At 72.4% G+C, this 19953-nt stretch carries 15 protein-coding genes; 7 read left to right on the forward strand and 8 right to left on the reverse strand.

Features of this window, described 5'->3' with window-relative positions:
* The first annotated feature begins 2 nt into the window (after positions 1 to 2).
* Positions 3 to 3467: an error-prone DNA polymerase gene (locus HWD93_RS04095; protein WP_261646112.1), complete on the forward strand. Its 3465-nt coding sequence runs from the start codon at positions 3 to 5 to the stop codon at positions 3465 to 3467.
* A gap of 8 nt (positions 3468 to 3475) precedes the next feature.
* Here HWD93_RS04095 and HWD93_RS04100 read toward each other — a convergent pair whose 3' ends face one another.
* Both HWD93_RS04100 and HWD93_RS04105 read right to left on the reverse strand, forming a co-directional pair.
* Positions 3476 to 4960 carry a cell wall metabolism sensor histidine kinase WalK gene (locus HWD93_RS04100; protein WP_083413697.1) on the reverse strand — a complete coding sequence of 495 codons (1485 nt, stop codon included), beginning with the start codon at positions 4958 to 4960 and terminating at the stop codon, positions 3476 to 3478.
* A complete protein-coding gene (locus tag HWD93_RS04105; RefSeq protein ID WP_070416542.1) occupies positions 4957 to 5634 on the reverse strand; it encodes a response regulator transcription factor in 678 nt (225 codons plus the stop codon). Before HWD93_RS04105 ends, HWD93_RS04100 begins: the two co-directional genes overlap by 4 nt.
* Positions 5635 to 5850: 216 nt before the next feature.
* Here HWD93_RS04105 and HWD93_RS04110 point away from each other — a divergent pair, with 216 nt between their 5' ends.
* On the forward strand, positions 5851 to 6150 hold the full coding sequence (locus HWD93_RS04110) for a hypothetical protein (protein WP_261646113.1): 300 nt from the start codon (positions 5851 to 5853) through the stop codon (positions 6148 to 6150).
* Positions 6151 to 6194: 44 nt separating this feature from the next.
* Here the strand turns inward: HWD93_RS04110 and HWD93_RS04115 are convergent, their stop codons facing one another.
* A complete protein-coding gene (locus tag HWD93_RS04115; protein ID WP_092384860.1) occupies positions 6195 to 7289 on the reverse strand; it encodes an aromatic acid exporter family protein in 1095 nt (364 codons plus the stop codon).
* Between the two features lie 80 nt (positions 7290 to 7369).
* Between HWD93_RS04115 and HWD93_RS04120 the strand changes: the two genes are divergently transcribed.
* Positions 7370 to 8614 carry an aminoglycoside phosphotransferase family protein gene (locus tag HWD93_RS04120; protein ID WP_071295406.1) on the forward strand — a complete coding sequence of 415 codons (1245 nt, stop codon included), beginning with the start codon at positions 7370 to 7372 and terminating at the stop codon, positions 8612 to 8614.
* Positions 8615 to 9080: 466 nt separating this feature from the next.
* On the forward strand, positions 9081 to 11210 hold the full coding sequence (locus HWD93_RS04125) for a DEAD/DEAH box helicase (protein ID WP_261646114.1): 2130 nt from the start codon (positions 9081 to 9083) through the stop codon (positions 11208 to 11210).
* A gap of 126 nt (positions 11211 to 11336) precedes the next feature.
* Here the strand turns inward: HWD93_RS04125 and HWD93_RS04130 are convergent, their stop codons facing one another.
* Positions 11337 to 11609 (reverse strand): mycoredoxin, encoded by a 273-nt coding sequence (locus HWD93_RS04130; RefSeq protein ID WP_261646115.1) that lies wholly within the window; start codon positions 11607 to 11609, stop codon positions 11337 to 11339.
* 60 nt (positions 11610 to 11669) lie between these two features.
* On the opposite strand from HWD93_RS04130, the gene HWD93_RS04135 reads away from it, so the two are divergent.
* Positions 11670 to 13199, forward strand: a complete 1530-nt coding sequence (locus HWD93_RS04135) for a CYTH domain-containing protein (RefSeq protein ID WP_071301692.1) — start codon at positions 11670 to 11672, stop codon at positions 13197 to 13199.
* A 77-nt stretch (positions 13200 to 13276) separates the two neighbouring features.
* On the opposite strand, the gene HWD93_RS04140 is transcribed toward HWD93_RS04135, so the two are convergent.
* Both HWD93_RS04140 and HWD93_RS04145 read right to left on the reverse strand, forming a co-directional pair.
* Entirely contained in the window at positions 13277 to 15421 is a 2145-nt protein-coding gene (locus HWD93_RS04140) for a S9 family peptidase (protein ID WP_261646116.1), read from the reverse strand.
* A complete protein-coding gene (locus HWD93_RS04145) occupies positions 15418 to 16632 on the reverse strand; it encodes a Fic family protein (RefSeq protein ID WP_261646117.1) in 1215 nt (404 codons plus the stop codon). Before HWD93_RS04145 ends, HWD93_RS04140 begins: the two co-directional genes overlap by 4 nt.
* Before the next feature lie 183 nt (positions 16633 to 16815).
* On the opposite strand from HWD93_RS04145, the gene HWD93_RS04150 reads away from it, so the two are divergent.
* Positions 16816 to 18015 (forward strand): amidohydrolase, encoded by a 1200-nt coding sequence (locus HWD93_RS04150; protein ID WP_261646118.1) that lies wholly within the window; start codon positions 16816 to 16818, stop codon positions 18013 to 18015.
* A 72-nt stretch (positions 18016 to 18087) separates the two neighbouring features.
* On the opposite strand, the gene HWD93_RS04155 is transcribed toward HWD93_RS04150, so the two are convergent.
* Both HWD93_RS04155 and HWD93_RS04160 read right to left on the reverse strand, forming a co-directional pair.
* Positions 18088 to 18978, reverse strand: coding sequence for an aminodeoxychorismate lyase (locus HWD93_RS04155; protein WP_070416535.1), 891 nt, complete (start codon positions 18976 to 18978; stop codon positions 18088 to 18090).
* Between the two features lie 34 nt (positions 18979 to 19012).
* Positions 19013 to 19363: a tryptophan synthase subunit alpha gene (locus HWD93_RS04160; protein ID WP_070416534.1), complete on the reverse strand. Its 351-nt coding sequence runs from the start codon at positions 19361 to 19363 to the stop codon at positions 19013 to 19015.
* 64 nt (positions 19364 to 19427) lie between these two features.
* Between HWD93_RS04160 and HWD93_RS04165 the strand changes: the two genes are divergently transcribed.
* Positions 19428 to 19952, forward strand: coding sequence for an 8-oxo-dGTP diphosphatase (locus tag HWD93_RS04165; protein ID WP_261646119.1), 525 nt, complete (start codon positions 19428 to 19430; stop codon positions 19950 to 19952).
* Position 19953: the final 1 nt, after the last annotated feature.

Genomic DNA, 19953 nt, shown 5'->3' on the forward strand with positions numbered 1-19953 from the left:
TGATGGGGTACAGCAACCCGCCGATCCCGTGGTCCCAGTTCGAACGTGCGCTGTCCGACAAGCGGAGCCCCGGCAGCACGCACGACGGCGACGGCGGGGACAGCCCCGCGTGGTCCCGCAAGCGCGAGCCCTACGCGCCGACGACCCCGCCGGTGGCCGACGACACGAACGTGCCGGTCGTGCCGTACGCCGAGCTGCACGCGCACTCGACGTTCAGCTTCCTCGACGGCGCGAGCGGCCCGGAACAGCTCTTCGAAGAGGCCGCTCGGTTGCACCTGCACGGGCTCGCCCTCACCGACCACGACGGTTTCTACGGTGCCGCGCGCATGGCCGAGGTGGCCGAGGCCTACCCGACCGTCGCCACGGTGTACGGCACCGAGCTGTCCCTCGGGCTGACCGAACCGCAGAACGGCGTACCCGATCCCGAGGGCACGCACCTGCTCCTGCTGGCGGACGGGCAGGACGGGTACCACCGGCTCGCCGGTGCCGTCACCCGGGCGCACCTGGCCGCCGGCGCCGAGAAGGGACGACCCCGGTACGACCTCGACGACCTCGCAGCACGATCGGACGGGCACTGGCGCGTCCTGACCGGGTGCCGCAAGGGGGCCGTCCGGCAGGCGCTCGAGCGCGGGGGCGAGTCCGCGGCCGAGGACGCCCTGCGCGCCCTGCTCGACCGGTTCGGCACGGCGGGGGTCGTCGTCGAGCTCACCGACCACGGCGACCCGATGGACACCGCGCGGAACGACGCCCTGGCCGCCCTCGCCGCGAAGCACGCGCTGCCCACGGTGGCCACGGGCAACGTGCACTACGCCACCCCGGACCGCTTCCCGGTGGCGACGGCGCTCGCCGCGGTCCGGGCCCGCCGCAGTCTCGACGAGATCGACGGCTGGCTGCCGGCCGCACCGACGGCCCACCTCCGCTCGGGGGCCGAGATGACCCGGCGGTTCGCCCGCTACCCCGGGGCGATCGAGCACAGCGTCGAACTCGCCGACGAGCTCGGGTTCCGGCTGAAGACGGTCAAGCCCGGGTTGCCCGACATCGACGTCCCCGACGGGCACACCACGATGTCCTGGCTGCGGGAGCTCACCTGGCGCGGCGCCCGCCGGTTCTACCCCGGCAGCGCCGACGGTGTCGACCCGCAGAAGCGCGAGCGCATCGAACGCGAGCTGTCGGTGATCGAGGACAAGGACTTCCCCGGCTACTTCCTCATCGTGCGGGACATGGTGCAGTACGCCCGGGAGCGCGGCATCCTCTGCCAGGGCCGCGGCTCGGCGGCGAACTCGGCGGTCTGCTACCTGCTCGAGATCACCGCGGTCGACTCGATCCGCTACGGGCTGCCGTTCGAACGCTTCCTGTCGGCCATGCGCGACGAGGAACCCGACATCGACGTCGACTTCGACTCCGACCGGCGTGAAGAGGTCATCCAGTACGTCTACGAGAAGTACGGCCGGTTCAACGCCGCACAGGTCGCGAACGTCATCACCTACCGGCCGAAGGGCGCCGTGCGGGACATGGCGAAGGCGCTCGGCCACAGCCCCGGGCAGCAGGACGCCTGGTCGAAGCAGGTCGAACGCTGGGGCTCGGTGACCGAGAGCCAAGACCACGACATCCCGGACACCGTGGTCGACATGGCGCAGCAGGTGCTCGGGTTCCCCCGGCACCTCGGCATCCACTCCGGCGGCATGGTCCTCACCGACCGGCCCGTGGGCGAGGTCGTACCGATCGAGCACGCCCGCATGGACGGCCGGACGGTGCTGCAGTGGGACAAGGACGACTGCGCCTACATGGGGCTCGTGAAGTTCGACATGCTCGGGCTCGGCATGCTCGCCGCGCTGCAGTACTCGTTCGACCTCGCCGACGAGCACTGCGGGGAGCGGTGGGACATGCACTCCATCCCGAAGGAGGAACAGGGCGTCTACGACCAGCTGTGCCGCGCGGACACCATCGGGGTGTTCCAGGTGGAGTCCCGAGCGCAGATGGGGACGCTGCCCCGACTGCTGCCGCGGCGCTTCTACGACCTCGTGATCGAGGTCGCCCTGGTGCGCCCCGGGCCGATCCAGGGCGGCGCGGTCCACCCGTACATCCGGCGGCGCACGGGCGAAGAGCCGATCACGTACATCCACCCGTCGCTCGAACCCGTGCTCGAGCGGACCCTCGGCGTCCCGCTCTTCCAGGAACAACTGATGCAGATGGCGATCGCGGTGGGCGGGTGCTCGGGGGACGACGCCGACCTGCTCCGGCGCGCGATGGGGTCGAAGCGCGGGCACGAGAAGATCGACCGGCTCCGCGAGAAGCTCTACGCCGGGATGGCCGCGAACGACATCCACGGCGAGGACGCCGACGCCATCTACGCCAAGATCCAGGCGTTCGCGAACTTCGGCTTCGCGGAGAGCCACTCCATCAGCTTCGCGCTCATCGTCTACGCGAGCGCGTGGATGCGGCTGCACTACCCCGGAGCCTTCCTCGCCGCGCTGCTCCGTGCGCAGCCGATGGGGTTCTACTCACCCCAGACCCTGGTGGCCGACGCCCGTCGGCACGGGGTCACCGTCCTGCGACCGGACATCCTGCGCTCCGGCGTGGACGCCACGTTGGAGCCGCTGCACGACGACGCCGCCGACGACGACGCCGACGGTGGTCCAGGAGGCGCGGCGCACGTCCACGCGACGGGTCACGACGACTGCCTGGCCGAGGAGCAGCCCCCGGTGCTGCCGTTCGACAAGGCCACGCCCGACGACACGGCGCGGCACCGGCGGGACGGCGCCTTCGCGGTCCGCCTCGGGCTGGCCGAGGTCTCCTCGCTCGGCCGGAAGAGCGCCGAGAAGATCGTCGCCGAGCGGGATGCCCACGGTCCCTTCACCGACATGTCCGACCTCGCTCGCCGTGTCGGGCTGACCACGGCGCAGCTCGAGGCGCTCGCCGCCGCCGACGCCTTCGCGTCGATCGGGGTCGACCGGCGCGGTGGGATGTGGTCGGCAGCACAGGCCGCGGCCGAGCGTCCCGACCAGCTGCCCGACACCCAGGTGACGGTGCAGCCGCCGCTGTTCGGGCAGATGACCAGCGGTGACGTCCTCATCGCGGACATGTGGTCGACGGGGATGACGACGGACGACCATCCCGTGCGGCACGTCCGTGGCGGCCTCGTGGCCCGCGGGGTGCTCAGCGTCCAGGACACCGCGACGGCCGAGACCGGACGGCGGGTCGAGGTCGGGGGGATCGTGACGCACCGGCAGCGTCCGGCGACGGCGTCCGGCATCACGTTCATGAACGTCGAGGACGAGACCGGGCTGGTGAACGTGATCTGCAGCGTCGGGGTGTGGGGGCGGTACCGACGGGTCGCGCGCGAGGCGCCGGCCGTGATCGTGCGGGGGATCCTCGAGCGGTCGCCGGACGGGGTCGTGAACCTGGTGGCCGACCGGATCGAACACCTGTCCCTGTCGGTCCGCACCCGGTCGAGGGACTTCCAGTGACCGACCGGCTACTGCACCTCGGGGATGCGGATCGTGACCTCGAGCCCGCCGGACCGCACGTTCCGGAGCGATGCCGTCCCGCCCGCACGCTCCGCCACGGCCCGCACGATCGCGAGCCCCAGTCCGGAACCACCCGGCAGGGGGATCGTGCCGGTCGCGGGGTCGGGGTTCGGGCGGGACTTCCGGGCCTCGTCGGGGCGGGTGAACCGGTCGAAGGCGACGGGGATGAACGACTCCGGCACGCCGGGGCCGTCGTCCGTGATCTGCAGGATCCCCTCGCCGCCGGCACTGCGCCACGAGACGAAGACGCCGCCGCCGCGGGGGAGTGCCGAGACCGCGTTGCCGGCGATGTTCGTGACGAGCTGCGCCATGCCACCGGTGTCGAGCCGGTACCGCGGTTCCACGGTGCCGCCGCCGATGCCCGGGCCGGAACCCCCGACGGCGACCGGGGACTCCAGGTCGAAGTCGACGGTGATGTCCTTGGCGGACGCGATGAGCCGGACGCGGTCGACGGCACTCATGACCTCGTCGCCGAGGTCCGACCAGCCCGTGGGCTGCTGTTCGGCACCGTCCTGTTCGCGGCGCTCGGACTCCTCGATGCGGGACAGCGCGAGCAGGTCGTTCGCCAGGCGGGACAGCCGCGCGACGCTGAGCTTCGCGCGCTCGATGTGGGCGGCGAGGGCGGCCGCGTCGTCCCCGTCCAGGGACGCCAGGTCGAGCTGGGTCGTCAGGATCGCGAGGGGCGTGCGGAGTTCGTGGCTCGCGTCCGAGACCATCTGGCGCTCGCGTTCGGTGGCCTGGCGCGTGCGGGCGAGGAAGGCGTTGAGGGTCGTCGCCAGCGAGGCGAGTTCGTCCTGGGCAGGACCGACCGGCAGCTCGGCGCGTTCGGGGGCGACGGAGAGGCGCTCGGCCTCGCGGCGCATCCGGTTCACCGGGCGCAGGGCGGCGGTCGCTAGCACCCACGAGGCGATGCCGAACGCGACCAGGATCGCGAGCCCGGTGAGCGACAGCGTCGAGGTCAGGTCGTCGACGACGATCGCCTCGGCCTGCGAGTTGCGGGCCGCCACGACCGTCCACCGACCCGCCTGGTTGACGGGGTGCTCGACGACGACGCGGTACTCCGAGCCGGCGACCCGGATGAGGGACGTCCCGGCCTTCGTCTCGGTGAGGCTGCCGAGCGCGCGCTCGACGCGGGGCGGCATGGTCGACAGGGCGATGTCGCCGGACGGCGAGACCACGGCAACGAGCTGCGCGTTGCCCGGCGGGGACAGGTCGGGATCGCTGTCGACCTCGAGCGTGGCCACGTACGGGTCGGCGTCCGCGTCGAGCAGGGTGCGCGTGGCACTCGCGACGACGCTGACGACCTGGAACCGCATGACGAGCACGAGCAGCACGATGACCACCGCCGCGATCGCCGTGGACCCGATGGTGATCCGAGCGCGGAGCGACAGGTTCCGCAGCGGACGGATCAGGCCACGCCCGGAACCGGTCACGCTCCGAGCAGATCGAGCCGGTAGCCGCGGCCGCGCACGGTGGAGATCGCGACCGTCGCCTCGTGCGAGGTCAGCTTCTTGCGGAGGTACGAGATGTACTGCTCGACGACGTTCGGGTCGACGTGCTGCGAGCCGTCCCAGACCTCTTCGAGGATCTTCGGGCGGTCGACCACGGTGCCCACCGACCGTGCGAGCAGCCGGAGGAGCGCGAACTCGGTGGGGCTCACGGCGACCCGCTGGCCCTTGATCAGGATGCGACGGGCCTCGGAGTCGATCGCGACGTCGCCCACCTCGATGGTGCGCGGGGCGCCGGCGGACTCGCGACGGCCGAGGGCGCGGAGACGAGCGGTGAGCTCGGCGAAGGCGAACGGCTTCGTGAGGTAGTCGTCGGCGCCGGCGTCGAGGCCGAACACGCGGTCGTCCACGGCGTCCCGCGCGGTCACGAGGAGGATCCGGACCGGGTCCTCGCGCTCGCGGATGCGGCGGGCGAGCTCGAAGCCGGACATGCCGGGCATCATGACGTCCACGACGGCCAGGTCGAACGCCTGGTCGCCGAGCGCGATCAGCGCCTCGACCCCGTTCTCGACCGCGGTGACGCGGTACCCCTCTGCCGCGAGCCCACGTTCCATGAGCGCGCGCATCTCGTCATCGTCCTCGACCACCAACAGGCGCATAGCGACCTCCTCGACCCCATCGTGGCATCGAACCTGTACATGCGGGAGATCCCACGGCTGAACTCGCTGAATCTCGTCACAGTCACGGCGGTCGGACAGGTAGAACGGTCTGTCCCCCGTTCGTGGGACGTGAGGACTGCTTGCTTCGTTGCTATGCTCGCGCACCGGAAGCGGCGTACCCGACGTCACATCCGCAGTGGGGGCACCATGAACGACATGCCGGAACACCCGGCCCTCGTCCGTCTGCGTGCCGAGCTCGACGCCGCTTGGAAGGGCATCGGCGTGCTCGGCGACATGGAGGGCGACAGCCGCGACCGTGTGGTCGCCGAGCTCCGGGCGGCGGTCCCGGACATCGCGAGCGTCGCTGCTCGTGCCGCGGGGGCCGATGCCGTCGTGGCCGAGATCAGCCGGTTCGCGAGCGTCGAGGTCGTCTCGAGCGACTCGACCGTGCCGACGGCGACGATCTGGGACGACATCGTGCACTCGGCGGCCGAGGCAGCGTCCGCCGCACGCTGACGCGCCACGAGCGCGCACGCGCACGCGCCCGCCCACGTTCCGCGTCAGTCGTCCTCGCCGAGCAGCTCCTCGCGCACGCGCCGGATGTCCTCGAGCAGCGCCCCGATCAGGATCCAGTGCCGCGAGTTCGGCCGGATCACCTCGAGCGGCGCCGTGAGTGCCGGCTCCGCGACGTCCTCGTCGTGCTGCGGCGACGTCGGCACCGACCACCGGGGCCGAGGGGACGCAGCGGTCGACACGGGCACCTCCTTCGCGGCGACCCGGGCACTGAGCGCTCGGACGTCGGCCGCGATCCGGGCGACCTCGGTGGCGATGCTCCCGACGACGGGGTCGGCCCGGAGGTCGGGCGCCGTGTTGTCCTGGATCGCCCGGGTCATGCCGGTGACCCGGGTGACGAGCACACGCAGGTGTTCGGCCACGACGATGTCCTCGTCGAGGACGGTCCGGTGCCGGCCGCCGCGCGGGTTCATCGTGAGGGACTCCCGGGCCGCGGTGAGCGACGCCTCGGCGCGGGCGTGCTGCTGTCGGAGCGCCCGGGCCTGCAGGAGCGCCTCGTGCCAGCGGTCCTGGTCCCACCCCTCGGTGAGCCCGATCGCCACCCGCTCGAACGCGGCGGCGGTGTCCCGGGCGAGCCGTGCGACCGCGAGGTGCGCCGGACCGAGCAGCACCGGCGGCACGATGAGCGCGTTCACGATCAGGGCGACGATCGCTCCGAGGACGGTCTCGAGGATCCGGTCGGCCGAGTAGTTCGGCGTGACGACGCCCGCGGTCAGCACGAGCATGCCGCTGATGCCGACCTGCGTCGCCGAGGTCGGGGTGAGCCGCAGGGCCCACGCGATGAGGATGGCGAGCACGATGACCAGCAGCACGACCCACACGGTGTCGCCGAGCAGCAGGTGGAACCCGGTGGCGAGCACGACGCCGAGGACGACCCCGGCACTGCGTTCGAGTCCCTTCACGAACGACTGGTTGATGCTCGGCTGCACCACGAGCAGTGCGGCGATCGCGGCGAAGGTCGGGAACGGCCCGTCGATGAGCACCCGGCACAGCAGCACGGCGGCGACCACCGCGACCGCGGTCTTGACGACCTGCAGGAACGGCGTGCGACTGGAGCTGCGGAGACGCGCGACCGGGTTCACGACGACCACGGTAGCCACGGTGCGCGCGCCGAGCCGTGCACGAACGCGACGAATCCCGCCCCGTCCGGTTGACTGGTCTCGTGTGGCCCAACCATGAGCGCGTCATCCCGCAGGCCTTCGCCGGCTCCGGGACCTCCGTGGTGGCCGCACGCGCGCACTCGGTCGAACCCTCGGGCAACGGCTACCTGTACGGCTACGAGGTCGACACCGTGGACCGCAACGGCCAGCGCGCCACGGTCCTGACCTACGTCGACACCGGCGGGACCCACGACCAGAACAGCGCGATCGTCACCGACCCCGCGACGGGTGAGCCGGTCTCGGTGTGGGCGTACCCGAACGACCCCGGGCTGCCGGTGTTGCCCCAGGTGACGTACCGCGACGCCGTCGCCGAGCTCCTCACGACGCTCGGCATGCCGGTCACCGACCCGACCCTCACGGTCGCGGCGTACCGACCGGGCAAGCGTGCCGTGGTGCGGGTCGACGCCGCCGAGGGGACCCTCTTCCTCAAGGTCGTGCGTCCGCACCGGGTGGCCCCGATCGAGAAGTCGCACGAGCAGTTCGTCGCCGCCGGACTGCCGGTGCCGCGGGTGCTGTCGAGCCGTGGGGACGGTCTGCTCGTCCTCGAACGCATCCGCGGGGTCCCCGCAGGCAGTCGCATCCTCGAGATCGCGGACGACCCGCGCTTCGTGGCCTCCCTCGCCGCGCTCACCGGGCGGATCGCGACGGTCCCGATGACGCAGCAGGCCCGCGCCGACGCGATGGACCACGCCGACTGGCACCGCCGCACCCTCGTCGCCGCGCTGCCGCAGGACGCCGAGGAGATCGACGCGCTCTACGACGCCATCGGACGACGCTCGATCGGCTGGGCGACCGCGACGAAGCAGGTCGTGCACGGCGACCTGCACCTCGAGCAGGTCTTCGTCGACGAGGACGAGCCGTGGCGCATCTCCGGCCTGCTCGACATCGACACGGCGGGCTGGGGCTACCCGGTGCGCGACATCGGTGCCGTGGTGGCGCACCTCGTCGTCACGGGGTTGTGGCACCGGTCGCGCGGCGACGCGGAGCGCGGGGCGGCCGCCGAACGCCTCGCCGACGCCGTCGCGCGGGACTGGATCGCGCGCAACCCCGACCAGTCGGACCGGATCGGTCCGGCGATCGGCGCGCAACTGCTCGCGCACGCCGGCGGCCAGGCCACGACCGGTTCCGCGAACGGCATCCACACGGCGGAGCAGCTGCTGGCGGCGACGCAGGCGGCCCTCGCGGAGGCGACGCCGATCGTCCCGTCCGACGGCCTCCTCCGTCCGCGCTCCGCACCACAGGCCTGACGCGACCACCTGCGCGACGCCGGTCGCGGGACTGGTCCGCACCGCGCCTCCTGGACCCGACAGCAGGCGGATCCCAGGAGGCGCGACTCGCGCGGGCGTCGTCGAGTCGCCTCCGTCGGTGGTCGGGGAGTAAACTGAGTGCGCACGCACCGCGTTCCCGCGTGCCGCGTCGATTCCGGACGCAGCAGTCGGTCACTTGACCGACGTGGGAACCGGGTCCGTGATCGCTCCGAGGGGGCATCACGTGCGTGTGACGGCGCCGGATCCCGGCGCGGACAGTCGCATCCGGCCCCACCCGGTGGCCGCGATGGGAACGGTCCGCGGGACTCCACGTCCCCCGGACGGGGACCGGCGAAGCGGTGGGCCACGGTGGCCCCCGGAACACCGGAGCCGTGCCAGGCGCCGGTTCAGGACTTCCGCCCCGCGGGGCGGCTCGCCCGCACGAACGGGCGGAACAGGAGGAGCGTTGGCTCGATCAGGCACCCGGCGAGCAGCCGGCGGGACGCGGACCGCGTCGCGTCGCACCAGGCCGCTCGACAACGACGGCGTCATCCCCGTGCTCGCCCGCGCCGTGCGCGAGGTCGAGGCGGCGGCGCAGCGTGGACCGCTCAAGGCGTCGAACCGTTCGAAGTTCCAGGCGGTCGCCCTGCTCATGCGCGAGGAACGCGCACGGGTCAAGGCGGACACCGAACTCACCGACTCGCAGCGCGCCGAGCAGCTCAAGCGGCTCGACGGCGTCGCGACGATCCTCGCGAAGACCGCGGCGCGGGACACCAGCGTGATCCAGCTCCTCACGGAGGAGGCGTCGGTCAGCGAGACGACCCGCACCGTGAAGCGCGACATGATGATCGCGGGCGGCATGGAACTGCAGCCCGAGGAACTCGTCATCGCGGCGGAGCCCTCGCCGACGGTGGAGAGCCCGGTGCGTGCGGTCGTGCCGCAGGCGGTCGTGCAGCGACAGCTCGCGAACCCGTTCCTGCCGCCGGACTTCGCGCTCGCCGACCAGCCCGTCGCGCACCCGCGTCGCCTGGCGAACTGGGAGCTGTTCGGCCCGCTCTTCAAGTCGTTCGAGTACGGCGCTGGCGGGGGAGCGGCGACGATGCCGCTGCCGGAGCCCACGACGCTGCACTCGCGGTCGGGCACCACGCTCATGAAGCACCAGGCGGAGCTCATCGCCGCCGCGGCGCAGGGCCACCGCACGTTCCTGCTCGCCGACGAGCCCGGCCTCGGCAAGACCGCGCAGTCGCTCCTCGCCGCCGAGGCCGCGAACGCCTTCCCGCTGCTGGTCGTCGTGCCGAACGTCGTCAAGACGAACTGGAAGCGCGAGGCCGCCCGCTGGGTCCCGAACCGCACCGCCACGGTCATCCACGGCGACGGGGACGACCTCGACGGGTTCGCCGACATCGTCATCGTGAACTACGAGATCCTCGACCGGCACGCCGGCTGGCTCGGGAACTTCGGGTTCAAGGGCATGGTCGTCGACGAGGCGCACTTCATCAAGAACAAGGACTCGCAGCGCTCGAAGTTCGTGCTGCAGCTCGCCGAGGCGATCCGGTCGCGCACCGCGTCGCCGCTGCTGATGGCCCTCACCGGTACGCCGCTGATCAACTCGGTCGAGGACTTCCGCACCATCTGGGAGTACCTCGGCTGGATCGACGACAAGAAGCCGCGCGCCAAGCTCATGAACGAGCTCGAGGAGATCGGCCTGACGCCGGCCGACCCCGGGTTCTTCGTCGAGGCGCGCAGGGCCGTCATCGACCAGGGCATCGTCCGCCGCCGCAAGGTCGACGTCGCCGCGGACATCCCGGCACGTCGGATCGCCGACATCCCCGTCGAACTCGACGACGAGGTCGGCCGCTCGATCCGCGACGCTGAGCGCGAGCTCACCGCGAAGCTCGTCAAGCGGTACCACCAGGCGCTCGACGCCCGCACCGGGCAGGACCCGGTCGTCGGCATCGACCACAAGCTCGTCCGCCAGGTCGCGCGCTGGGAGCTCGAGGACCAGGACGCCTCGCCGACCGGGGAGAACGTGTTCTCGATGGTGCGGCGCATCGGCCGGGCCAAGGCACAGCTCGCGGCGGACTACGCGGCGCAGCTCGCCTCGAACGTCGGCAAGGTCGTGTTCTTCGCGAAGCACCTCGACGTCATGGACCAGGCGGAAGAGGTGTTCGCACGTCGACACCTCCGCACCGCGACGGTCCGGGGCGACCAGACGCCGGCGCAGCGCACGGCCGAGATCGACTCGTTCGTGAACGACCCCGACGTCGCCGTGATCGTCTGCTCGCTCACCGCGGCGGGCGTCGGCCTCAACCTGCAGGTGTCGTCGAACGTCGTGCTCGCCGAGCTGTCGTGGACGAGCGCCGAGCAGACCCAGGCGATCGACCGCGTGCACCGCATCGGGCAGGAGGAGCCCGTCACGGCGTGGCGCATCATCGCCGCCCAGACGATCGACACCAAGATCGCCGAGCTCATCGACTCGAAGGCGTCCCTGGCCGCCCGCGCGCTCGACGGCTCGGACGAGGAGATCGTCGACTCCGGCGACATCCAGCTCGACGCGATGGCGGCGCTGCTGACCGAGGCGCTGGAGCGCGGCTAGGGCCGGCGCGTGCGGCGCGTGCGGCGCGTGCGGCGCGTGCGGCTGTGAACCACGAAACCGACATCGAACCGGGGCTTCGGCCTGGTTCGATGTCGGTTTCGTGGTTCGACGCGTGCGCCCGCGGCGTCAGATGCGCGACTGGACCTCGGCGAGCGAGGGGTTCGTCGCCGTGCTGCCGTCGGGGAACACCAGCGTCGGCACGGTCTGGTTGCCGCCGTTGACCTCGGCGACGAGTTCGGCCGTGCCGGGCGTCTGCTCGATGTCGACCTCGCGGTAGGAGACCCCGGCCTTGGACATCTGGTTCTTCAGGCGCGCGCAGTAGCCGCACCAGCTGGTCGTGAACATCGTGACGGCGCCGGCCTCCGGCACGAACGCGTCGCGGGTGATCGTCTCGCTCATGTCCTCAGGCTAACCCCGACGGTTCGGGGAACACGGGGAAGCCCTGGTAGACAGGACCGCGTGAGCGACACGCACCTCGAGATCGAGCGAACCTACGACCTGCCCGAGGGCGGTGCCCTGCCGGACCTCGTCGGCATCGGCGGCATCATCCGCACCGAGCACCAGGAGCCGTTCGACCTCGACGCGACGTACTGGGACACCGAGCGGTACGACCTCGTGGCCGCCCGCGTGACGGTGCGCCGCCGGACCGGTGGCCCCGACGCCGGCTGGCACATCAAGCGCGCCTCGTCCGACACCGTCCGGCACGAGCAGCACTTCCCGCTCACCGACGACGCCGACACCGTCCCCGACGAGGTCCTCGCCGCACTCTTCACCGAGCGCCGTGGCCGGGGCCTCCACCCGGTGGTCCGGATCACGACGACCCGCACCGTGACGCGGCTGCTCGACGAGGACGGCGACCAGATCGCCGAGCTCGCCGACGACCAGGTCCGCGCGACGCGGCTCGACGACGACGCCCCCGAGACCCCGCGCACCTGGCGCGAGGTCGAGGTCGAGATCGTCGGCGGCGTCGACCCGCAGGTCGCCCACGAGCTCTTCGCGTCGCTGGACGGGCGCTTCGCCGCCGTCGGCGCCGGCCCCGCCGCCGTCTCGTCCAAGCTGGCACGTGGGCTGGCAGGAGCACCGGCACCGCGCCTCCAGGCCGAGGACAAGCCGGACAAGGGAACGACCGCACGCGTGCTGGTGAAGCGGCTGCGGAAGCTCCGCGCCGCGCTCCTCGCCCAGGAGGCGCGGCTCCGCTCCGGCGACGCCACCGACCTCCGGCAGGCGGCCGAGACCGCCCTCGAGATCGCCGCGATCCTCGGCGCGTACCGTCCGGCGTTCGCCGCCGGCGACGCCGTCGACCGCGCTGCCGCGGGGGCGGACGGACTCGCCGCCGTCACCGCGCGCGCTGCGTTGGCGGAGTACCTCATCGACCGGCTGCCGCGCGCGTCGACCCCGGCGCAGGACGAGCTCGTCGACGCGATGACGCGCGAGCGGATCCTGGCGGCTACCCGCGAACGTCGCGACCAGTCGGTCCGGGACGTCGTGGCGTTCCTGCACGGCGAGCCGTTCCTCGAGCTCCTCGACGCCCTCGACGACGCGGTCGAGCGCCCCGCACCGACCGCCTGGGCCCTCCGGTCGCCGAAGAAGGTCGCGCAGGACGTCGTCGCCCAGGTGAAGCCGGAGGTCCGCGAACTCGTGCGCGCCGCGGTCGCCGACGACACCTCGGACACCGCCGCTGCGCGTGAGGCCGCCGACCGCGCCACGACCGAGGCTGCCTGGCAGGCGACGATGCGCGCGCGCCTGACGATGGACGTGCTCGGCGACGACGCGTTCCCGCACGCACTGTGGAAGCGGATCGGGACGGCGGCCGACGTCCTCACCGAGCGGGTGCGCTCCCTGCACGCGCTCGACACGCTGCGCACGAACGCGGCGATCGCCGAGCGCGGCGGCGAGGGCACGTTCGGGTACGGGGTGCTCGCGGGCGACCGGGTGCGCCTCGCCGAGGAGTCCTACGACGAGGCGGTGCACGCGCTCAACCGCGTGTGACGCGGCGGGCGCTCGCTTGGTGAGCAGAAATGGTCGGGTGCTCACGGGCAATCCGACCATTCCTGCTCACGAAGTCGTCACGCGGCGGGCGCCTTGTCCGCCAGCCCCAGGACGTCGAGGAGCCAGGCGAGCTCGAACGCCCGCTCCTTCCACGAGGCGTACCGGCCGCTGACGCCGCCGTGCCCCGCTGCCATCTCGGTCTTGAGCAGCACCGGAGCGCCGACCTCCCGCAGCTTCGCGGTCCACTTCGCGGGCTCGACGTACAGCACACGGGTGTCGTTGATGGACGTCACGGCGAGGATCTTCGGGTACTGCACGTCGTCGCGGACGTTCTCGTACGGCGAGTACTCGCTCATGTACCGGTAGACCTCGGGGTCGTGCAGCGGGTCGCCCCACTCGTCCCACTCGATGACCGTCAGCGGCAGGTCGGGGTCGAGGATGCTCGTCAACGCGTCGACGAAGGGCACTGCCGCGAGGATCCCGGCGAACCGTTCCGGGGCGAGGTTCGCCACAGCGCCCATCAGGAGCCCGCCCGCGCTGCCGCCCTCGGCGACGAGCCGCTCGGCGGTGGTGCGTCCGGTGTCGATCAGGTGCGTGGCGACCGCGACGAAGTCGGAGAAGGTGTTCTTCTTCGTGAGGGTCTTGCCGTTCTCGTACCAGTGCCGACCCATCTCGCCGCCACCGCGCACGTGGGCGACGGCGAACACGACGCCGCGGTCGAGCATCGACAGGCGCATGACGCTGAACCCGGGGTCGATCGAGTGCTCGTACGAGCCGTAGCCGTAGAGGTGCAGCGGGGCCGGACGGTCGGTGTCGACCGCGTCACGGCGCCACACGAGGGAGATCGGCACGCGGGTGCCGTCGTCGGCGGTGGCCCAGTCGCGCTCCTGGACGTAGTCGGCCGGGTCGTAGCCGCCGAGCACGGGCTGACGCTTCAGGACCGTGACCTCGCCCGTCGCGAGGTCGAGGTCGCTCACCTCGGACGGGGTGACGAACGACGTGAACCCGATCCGGAGCGTCGGCTGGTCCCACTCCGGGTTGCCACCGAGCCCGGCCGAGAACAGTGCCTCGTCGAAGGGGACCTCGTGCGCGTCGCCGTAGCCGTCGCCCTCGATCGGGATGATCGCGACACGGGGGAGCGCCTCGGACCGGTACTCGAGTGCGAGGTGTCCGGCGAAGGCGTCCACCGCCTCGATCCGACGCTCGGCGTGGTGGGCGACGACGACCCGCCGGTCGCGCTCCGACGTGGGGTCGTCCGCGGGGACGTCGACGAGCTCGAAGTTCTCGGCGCCGTCGTTGTGCAGGACGAGGAACCGGTCGCTGCCGCCCACGATCGCGTGCTCGATCTCGTACTCGACGCCCTCGCGCCGGGGCCACACGACCTGGAACTCGCCGGTGGGGTCGGCCGCGTCGAGGACGAGCGCCTCGGAGGTGATCTTCGACCCGAGCTCGATCACGATGTACTGCGACGACCGGGTGACCCCGACGCCGACCCAGTAGCGGTCGTCCGGCTCCTCGAACACGACGACGTCGTCGGCCGCCGGGCTGCCCACGGTGTGCCGCCAGATGCGGTCGGGCCGCCAGGAGTCGTCGACGGTCGGGTAGAACACGAAGCGCCCGGACGGGTCGAACGTCGCCCCGGAGCCGGTGTTCGGGATCTCGTCGCCGAGGTCGGTGCCGGTCGTGAGGTCCCGCACGTGCAGGGTGTACCGCTCGTCGCCCTCGACGTCGATGCCGTAGACGAGCCGTGTGCCGTCGTCGCTGATGTCGTAGGAACCCAGCGAGAAGAAGTCGTGGCCGTCCGCGAGCGCGTTGCCGTCGAGGACGACCTGCTCGCCGGGGAGCGTCGCTTCGCCCTCGGTCACCGCCGGCGGGGTCCAGTCGTCCGGCCCGCTGATCGGCGCACGGCAGTGCACGCCGTACTGGCTGCCCTCGGCCGTGCGCGTGAAGTACCACCAGTCGCCCATGCGGACGGGCACCGAGAGGTCGGTCTCCTGCACGCGGTTCTTCACCTCGGCGAAGATCCGGTCGCGCAGCCCGTCGAGGTGCGCCGTCGCCTGCTCGGTGTGGCGGTTCTCGGCTTCGAGGTAGGCCAGGGTGTCCGGCGACTCCTTGTCGCGCAGCCACTCGTAGTCGTCGACGAAGTCGATGCCGTGGTGGGTCCGCGTCACGGGCCGCTTGGCGGCGGTGGGCGGGGTGGCCTGGGCGTGCTCGGTGCTCACCACCCCACCCTATTCGCCCGGTGTGTGACGGCGTGGTGGACGCGGTCGGTGAAGGCCGTGACCTCGTCGGCGGCGGCCACCGCGAGCCACGCTCGGCGACGGCGCCGCTCGGTCACCGGCCGCAGCACCCCGGCGCGGCAGAGGTCGTCGGTCACGGTGTCGATCGAGCGGGCGTCGTCGCCGAGCAGCTGCTCGAGGTGGTCCTCGGTGACGACGGGATCGTCGAGGAGGGTCCGGGCGACGGCGTCGTGCGCCCGGGTCGGCCACCACCGCGACCCGCGGGGGACGGCGGCCTCGTCGAGGAGCAGCGCCGTGACCGTGGCTTCGTCGCACACCGTGCCGATCGCGATCGCGACGTCACGGACCCACTCGTCGACGACACCGCGACGGTACCGGTCGAGGTGCCAGAAGTACCGGTCCCGCTCGGCGACCAGGGCGGTCGCGACCGGCACCGTGACGATCCGAGCGAGGCCACGACGGCGGAGCACGGCGGCGACGAGCGCGCGGCCGATCCGTCCGTTGCCGTCGGTGAACGGGTGGATCGACTCGAACTGCGCGTGCGCGATGGCCGCCTGCGCGATCGGGTGCAGGTCGTCGCGGTGGAGGAACGCGAACAGGTCGTCCATCAGCTCGGGCACGAGCGCGGCCGGCGGCGGGACGTGGCGCGCGAGCCGGGGCGTGGCGCCGCCGCCGATCCAGTTCTGCACGTCCCGCCAGCGTCCGGCGTACCGGCCGTCGACCGGGTCGTCGCGCAGGAGCCGGTGGTGGGCCGCGAGCAGCGCCCGTTCCGTGATCGTGCCGGACGCCGCGGAGGACACGAGCGTCTCGATCGCCCCGCCGGCCCGGACCATCGCCGTCGCGCTGCGGTTCGCCCGGACGCCGACGACGGCCCGCGCGAGGTCGTCGAGCGTGGCGTGCTCGTCCTCGATGCGGGAGGTCGCGACGGCCTCGGTCCGGTCGAGCACGCGACCGAGCACGGCGAGCTGGGCGCCGTGGTGCTCGTCGAGGTGCACGAGCGCGGCGGCGGCGCGGTCGAGCAGCGCTGCGGTGTCGGTGTCGGTGTCCGGGGACCAGGGGAGCCGGGCGATGCGCGGCGGGACCGACGCCACCACCGACGTCGTCTCGCGGTCGTGCCGCGGGCCGCGCACGCTGCTGCGCCAGGGCAGCGTGACGGTGGTGTGGGACGGCCAGGGGTGCTCGGTGCGGGGCATCGGTTCCTCCACGGTGGACGAGACGAGACGAGACGAGACGAGACGAGACGGGACGACGGGACGACGGGACGACGGGTCGACGGCTCGACGGCTCGACGCTAGAGCGGCGTCGGCCACCGCCGCGAGGAATCTGCATGTCGTGTGCACGGCCGCGGTGTCCGCCCCCGTCGGTACCGTGGTGGCATGAGCAACACCTTCGTCGTGACGAACGCACACGTGGTCCCCGTCACCGCCCCCGAGTTCGACGGCGGCGCCGTCGTGGTCGAGGACGGTCGCATCACCGCGATCGGCCCGGACGTCTCGCCCCCGGCCGGGCTGCCGGTCGTCGACGCCGCCGGTGCGTGGCTCGTCCCGGGCTTCGTCGAGTCGCACGGGCACGTCGGCATCCACGAGGAGGCGAACGGCGAGGCGGGCAACGACACGAACGAGATGACCGGCCCGAACATGGCCGGGGTTCGCTCGATCGACGCGATCGACATCGACGACGAGGGCTTCCGCGACGCCCTCGCGGGCGGCATCACCTCGATCGTCGTCAAGCCCGGGTCCGGCAACCCGATCGGCGGCCAGACCGTCGCGATCAAGACCTGGGGCGGCCGCACGATCGACGAGCAGCTCATCTCCGACGCGGTGAGCATCAAGAGCGCGCTGGGCGAGAACCCGAAGCGCGTGTACGGCGGCAAGGGGCAGACCCCGTCCACCCGTCTCGGCGTCGCGAAGATCATCCGCGACGCCTTCGTCGAGGCCCAGAACTACCGTGCCGCCCGCGACGCCGCCGCCGCGAAGGGCGATCCGTTCGCCCGCGACCTCACGAAGGAGGCACTCGTCCGCGTCCTCGACGGCGAGCTCGCGTGGGACCAGCACACGCACCGCCACGACGACATCGCCACCGCGATCCGACTGGCCGAGGAGTTCGGGTACCGCCTGGTGGTGAACCACGGCACCGAGGCGCACAAGATCGCGCACGTCCTCGCCGAGAAGGACATCCCCGTCATCTACGGCCCGCTCTTCACGAGCCGCTCGAAGGTCGAGCTCCGCGACCGCGGGATCCCGAACCTCGCGGCGATCGCTGCGGCCGGGGTCCGCGTGGCGATCACGACCGACGCCCCGGTCGTCCCGATCGGCATGCTCGTGGGCCAGGCCACCGCGGCGGTGAAGGAGGGGTTGCCCCGCCAGACCGCGCTCGAGGCGCTCACGACGAACCCCGCCGACTTCCTCGGGTTCGGGGACCGCGTCGGCCGCCTCGCCGAGGGCTACGACGCCGACCTCGTCCTGTGGGACGGCGACCCGCTCGACGCGACCAGCCGCGCGACGCGCGTCTGGATCGAGGGTGAGTCCGTCTTCGAGTGGGCCGACGGCACGGGCGTCACCACGCCGCGCTGGTAGCGACCAGGTTCCGGACTGGAGGCGCGGTGCGGGCCCGCACCGCGCCTCCCGTCCGCCGCCCGCAGGCGGGTCTCAGACCTCGCGCGCCAGCAGGAAGTCGTTGATGCGCGTCGTGAGTTCCGCGTCGATCGCCCGCGCGACACCGTTCACCGACCGGATCGGCGCCGCCTGGCGCACGCTCGAGACGAGCCAGGCCGCGTCCGCCGCGTGGAAGTCGTCCAGCGTGACGAGCTCGTAGGCGGTCTCGATGCCCGCTTCCTCGGCGAAGCGGAACACGTCGGCCTGCGTCGTCCCGGCGAGGATCCCGATGTCGGTGCGCGGCGTCACGAGCCGCCCGCCGACGGAGAGGACGAGGTTCGCGCGCGTGCCCTCGAGCACGTAGCCGTCCGTCGACACGAACACGGCGTCGTCCGCTCCGCGTCGGCCGGCCTCGCGGAGCGCTGCCATGTTCACCGCGTACGACAGCGTCTTCGCGCCCTGCAGCAGCCACGGGGACGTCCGCTCGACGTCGTGTCGGTAGCCGCGGTCGAGCGTGACGACGGAGATGCCCTCGGTGCGTGCGGCGGTCGAGTCGCCGGACGGTGCCGCGTAGACCCACCCCGTCGGGCGGTCCGAGCCCTCGACGCCGCGGGTGAGGACGGTCTTGACGAAGGCCTCGCGGACCGGGTCGAGCCGGGCGCACACCGCCTCGATCGCCCGGCGCCAGGCGTCGGTGTCGGGTGCGGGCAGGTCGAGCATCGCGGCCGAGCGGCCGAAGCGCGCCAGGTGTGCCTCGAGCGCCTGCGGGTGCCCGTCGATCACGGTGACGGTCTCGAAGACCCCGTCGCCGCGGATGATGCCGAGGTCCTGCACCTGGACGTGCTCCTCGAGGGGCTTCGCCCACGTGAACGCGTCCGCCGCGGGGTCGTGCGGCGCGCGGTCGCGGGAGGGCTGGTTCAGGACGGCGAGCACGGTTTCGGTCATGGGGCCATCCAACCGCAGCCCGGCCGGGAACGACCTAGCCGGCTTCGGGGAGCGCGCCCATGAGCTTCCACACCGCGGGCGTCAGCTCGGGGTGCTGCAGCGCGATGCGGCGGAGCCGGTGGTACTCCTCGCCGAGGCGGGTGCCCTGCCCGGAGGCGGGGTGCATCGACCACTGCGCGCTCCGCTGCCCGATCGCGGCGTCCAGCTCGACGGCGTCGGCGCGGAGGATGAGCACGACCTGCTCGTCCACGGTGGGGAGCGTCGGCATGAACTCCCACGGGTCTTCGCCCTGGCGGCTGCGGTGCTCGACGATCATCGAGATCTCCTCGGCCGCCTCGGCGCGCAGCACTTCGAGGCTGCGCCCGGTCCTGCCCGGCTCAGCCATGGTGCCCCCGCAGCATGCCCGCCATGGAAAAAGCCTACGCCAGAACTTCGGCCAGACTGGACGCGTGACCCCACGCGACCCGAGCAAGTCCCAGCACCCAGCCGTGGTCGTCGTCTACCTCGTGCGCGACGGCGAGCGGGGCCCCGAGGTGCTCCTCGGGGAGAAGCGACGCGGCCTCGGGACCGGCCGGCTCGTCGGACCCGGCGGCAAGCGGGAACCGGGGGAGTCCGCCGTCGAGACGGCGGTGCGCGAGGTCGCGGAAGAGGTCGGCCTGCGGATCGACGCGGCGGACCTGGAGGCGCGGGGCACGTTGGACTACCGGTTCCCGTACCGCCCGTCCTGGTCCCAGGTCTCGGACGTCTTCGTCTGCCGCCGCTGGCAGGGCAGCCCGTCGGGCAGCGACGAACTCGAACCCCGCTGGATCCCGGTCGACGCCGTGCCGTTCGACGCGATGTGGGACGATGCGAAGTACTGGTTGCCGGGCGTGCTCGGCGGGGGATCGGTGCGGGCGCGGTTCACGTTCGCCGAGGACGATGCCACGGTCTCGGGCTACACCGGCACCGGGGTGGCAGCGCCGTCCGGACCCTGAC

Source organism: Curtobacterium sp. C2H10, assembly GCF_025407985.1.
Taxonomy (GTDB): Bacteria; Actinomycetota; Actinomycetes; order Actinomycetales; family Microbacteriaceae; genus Curtobacterium.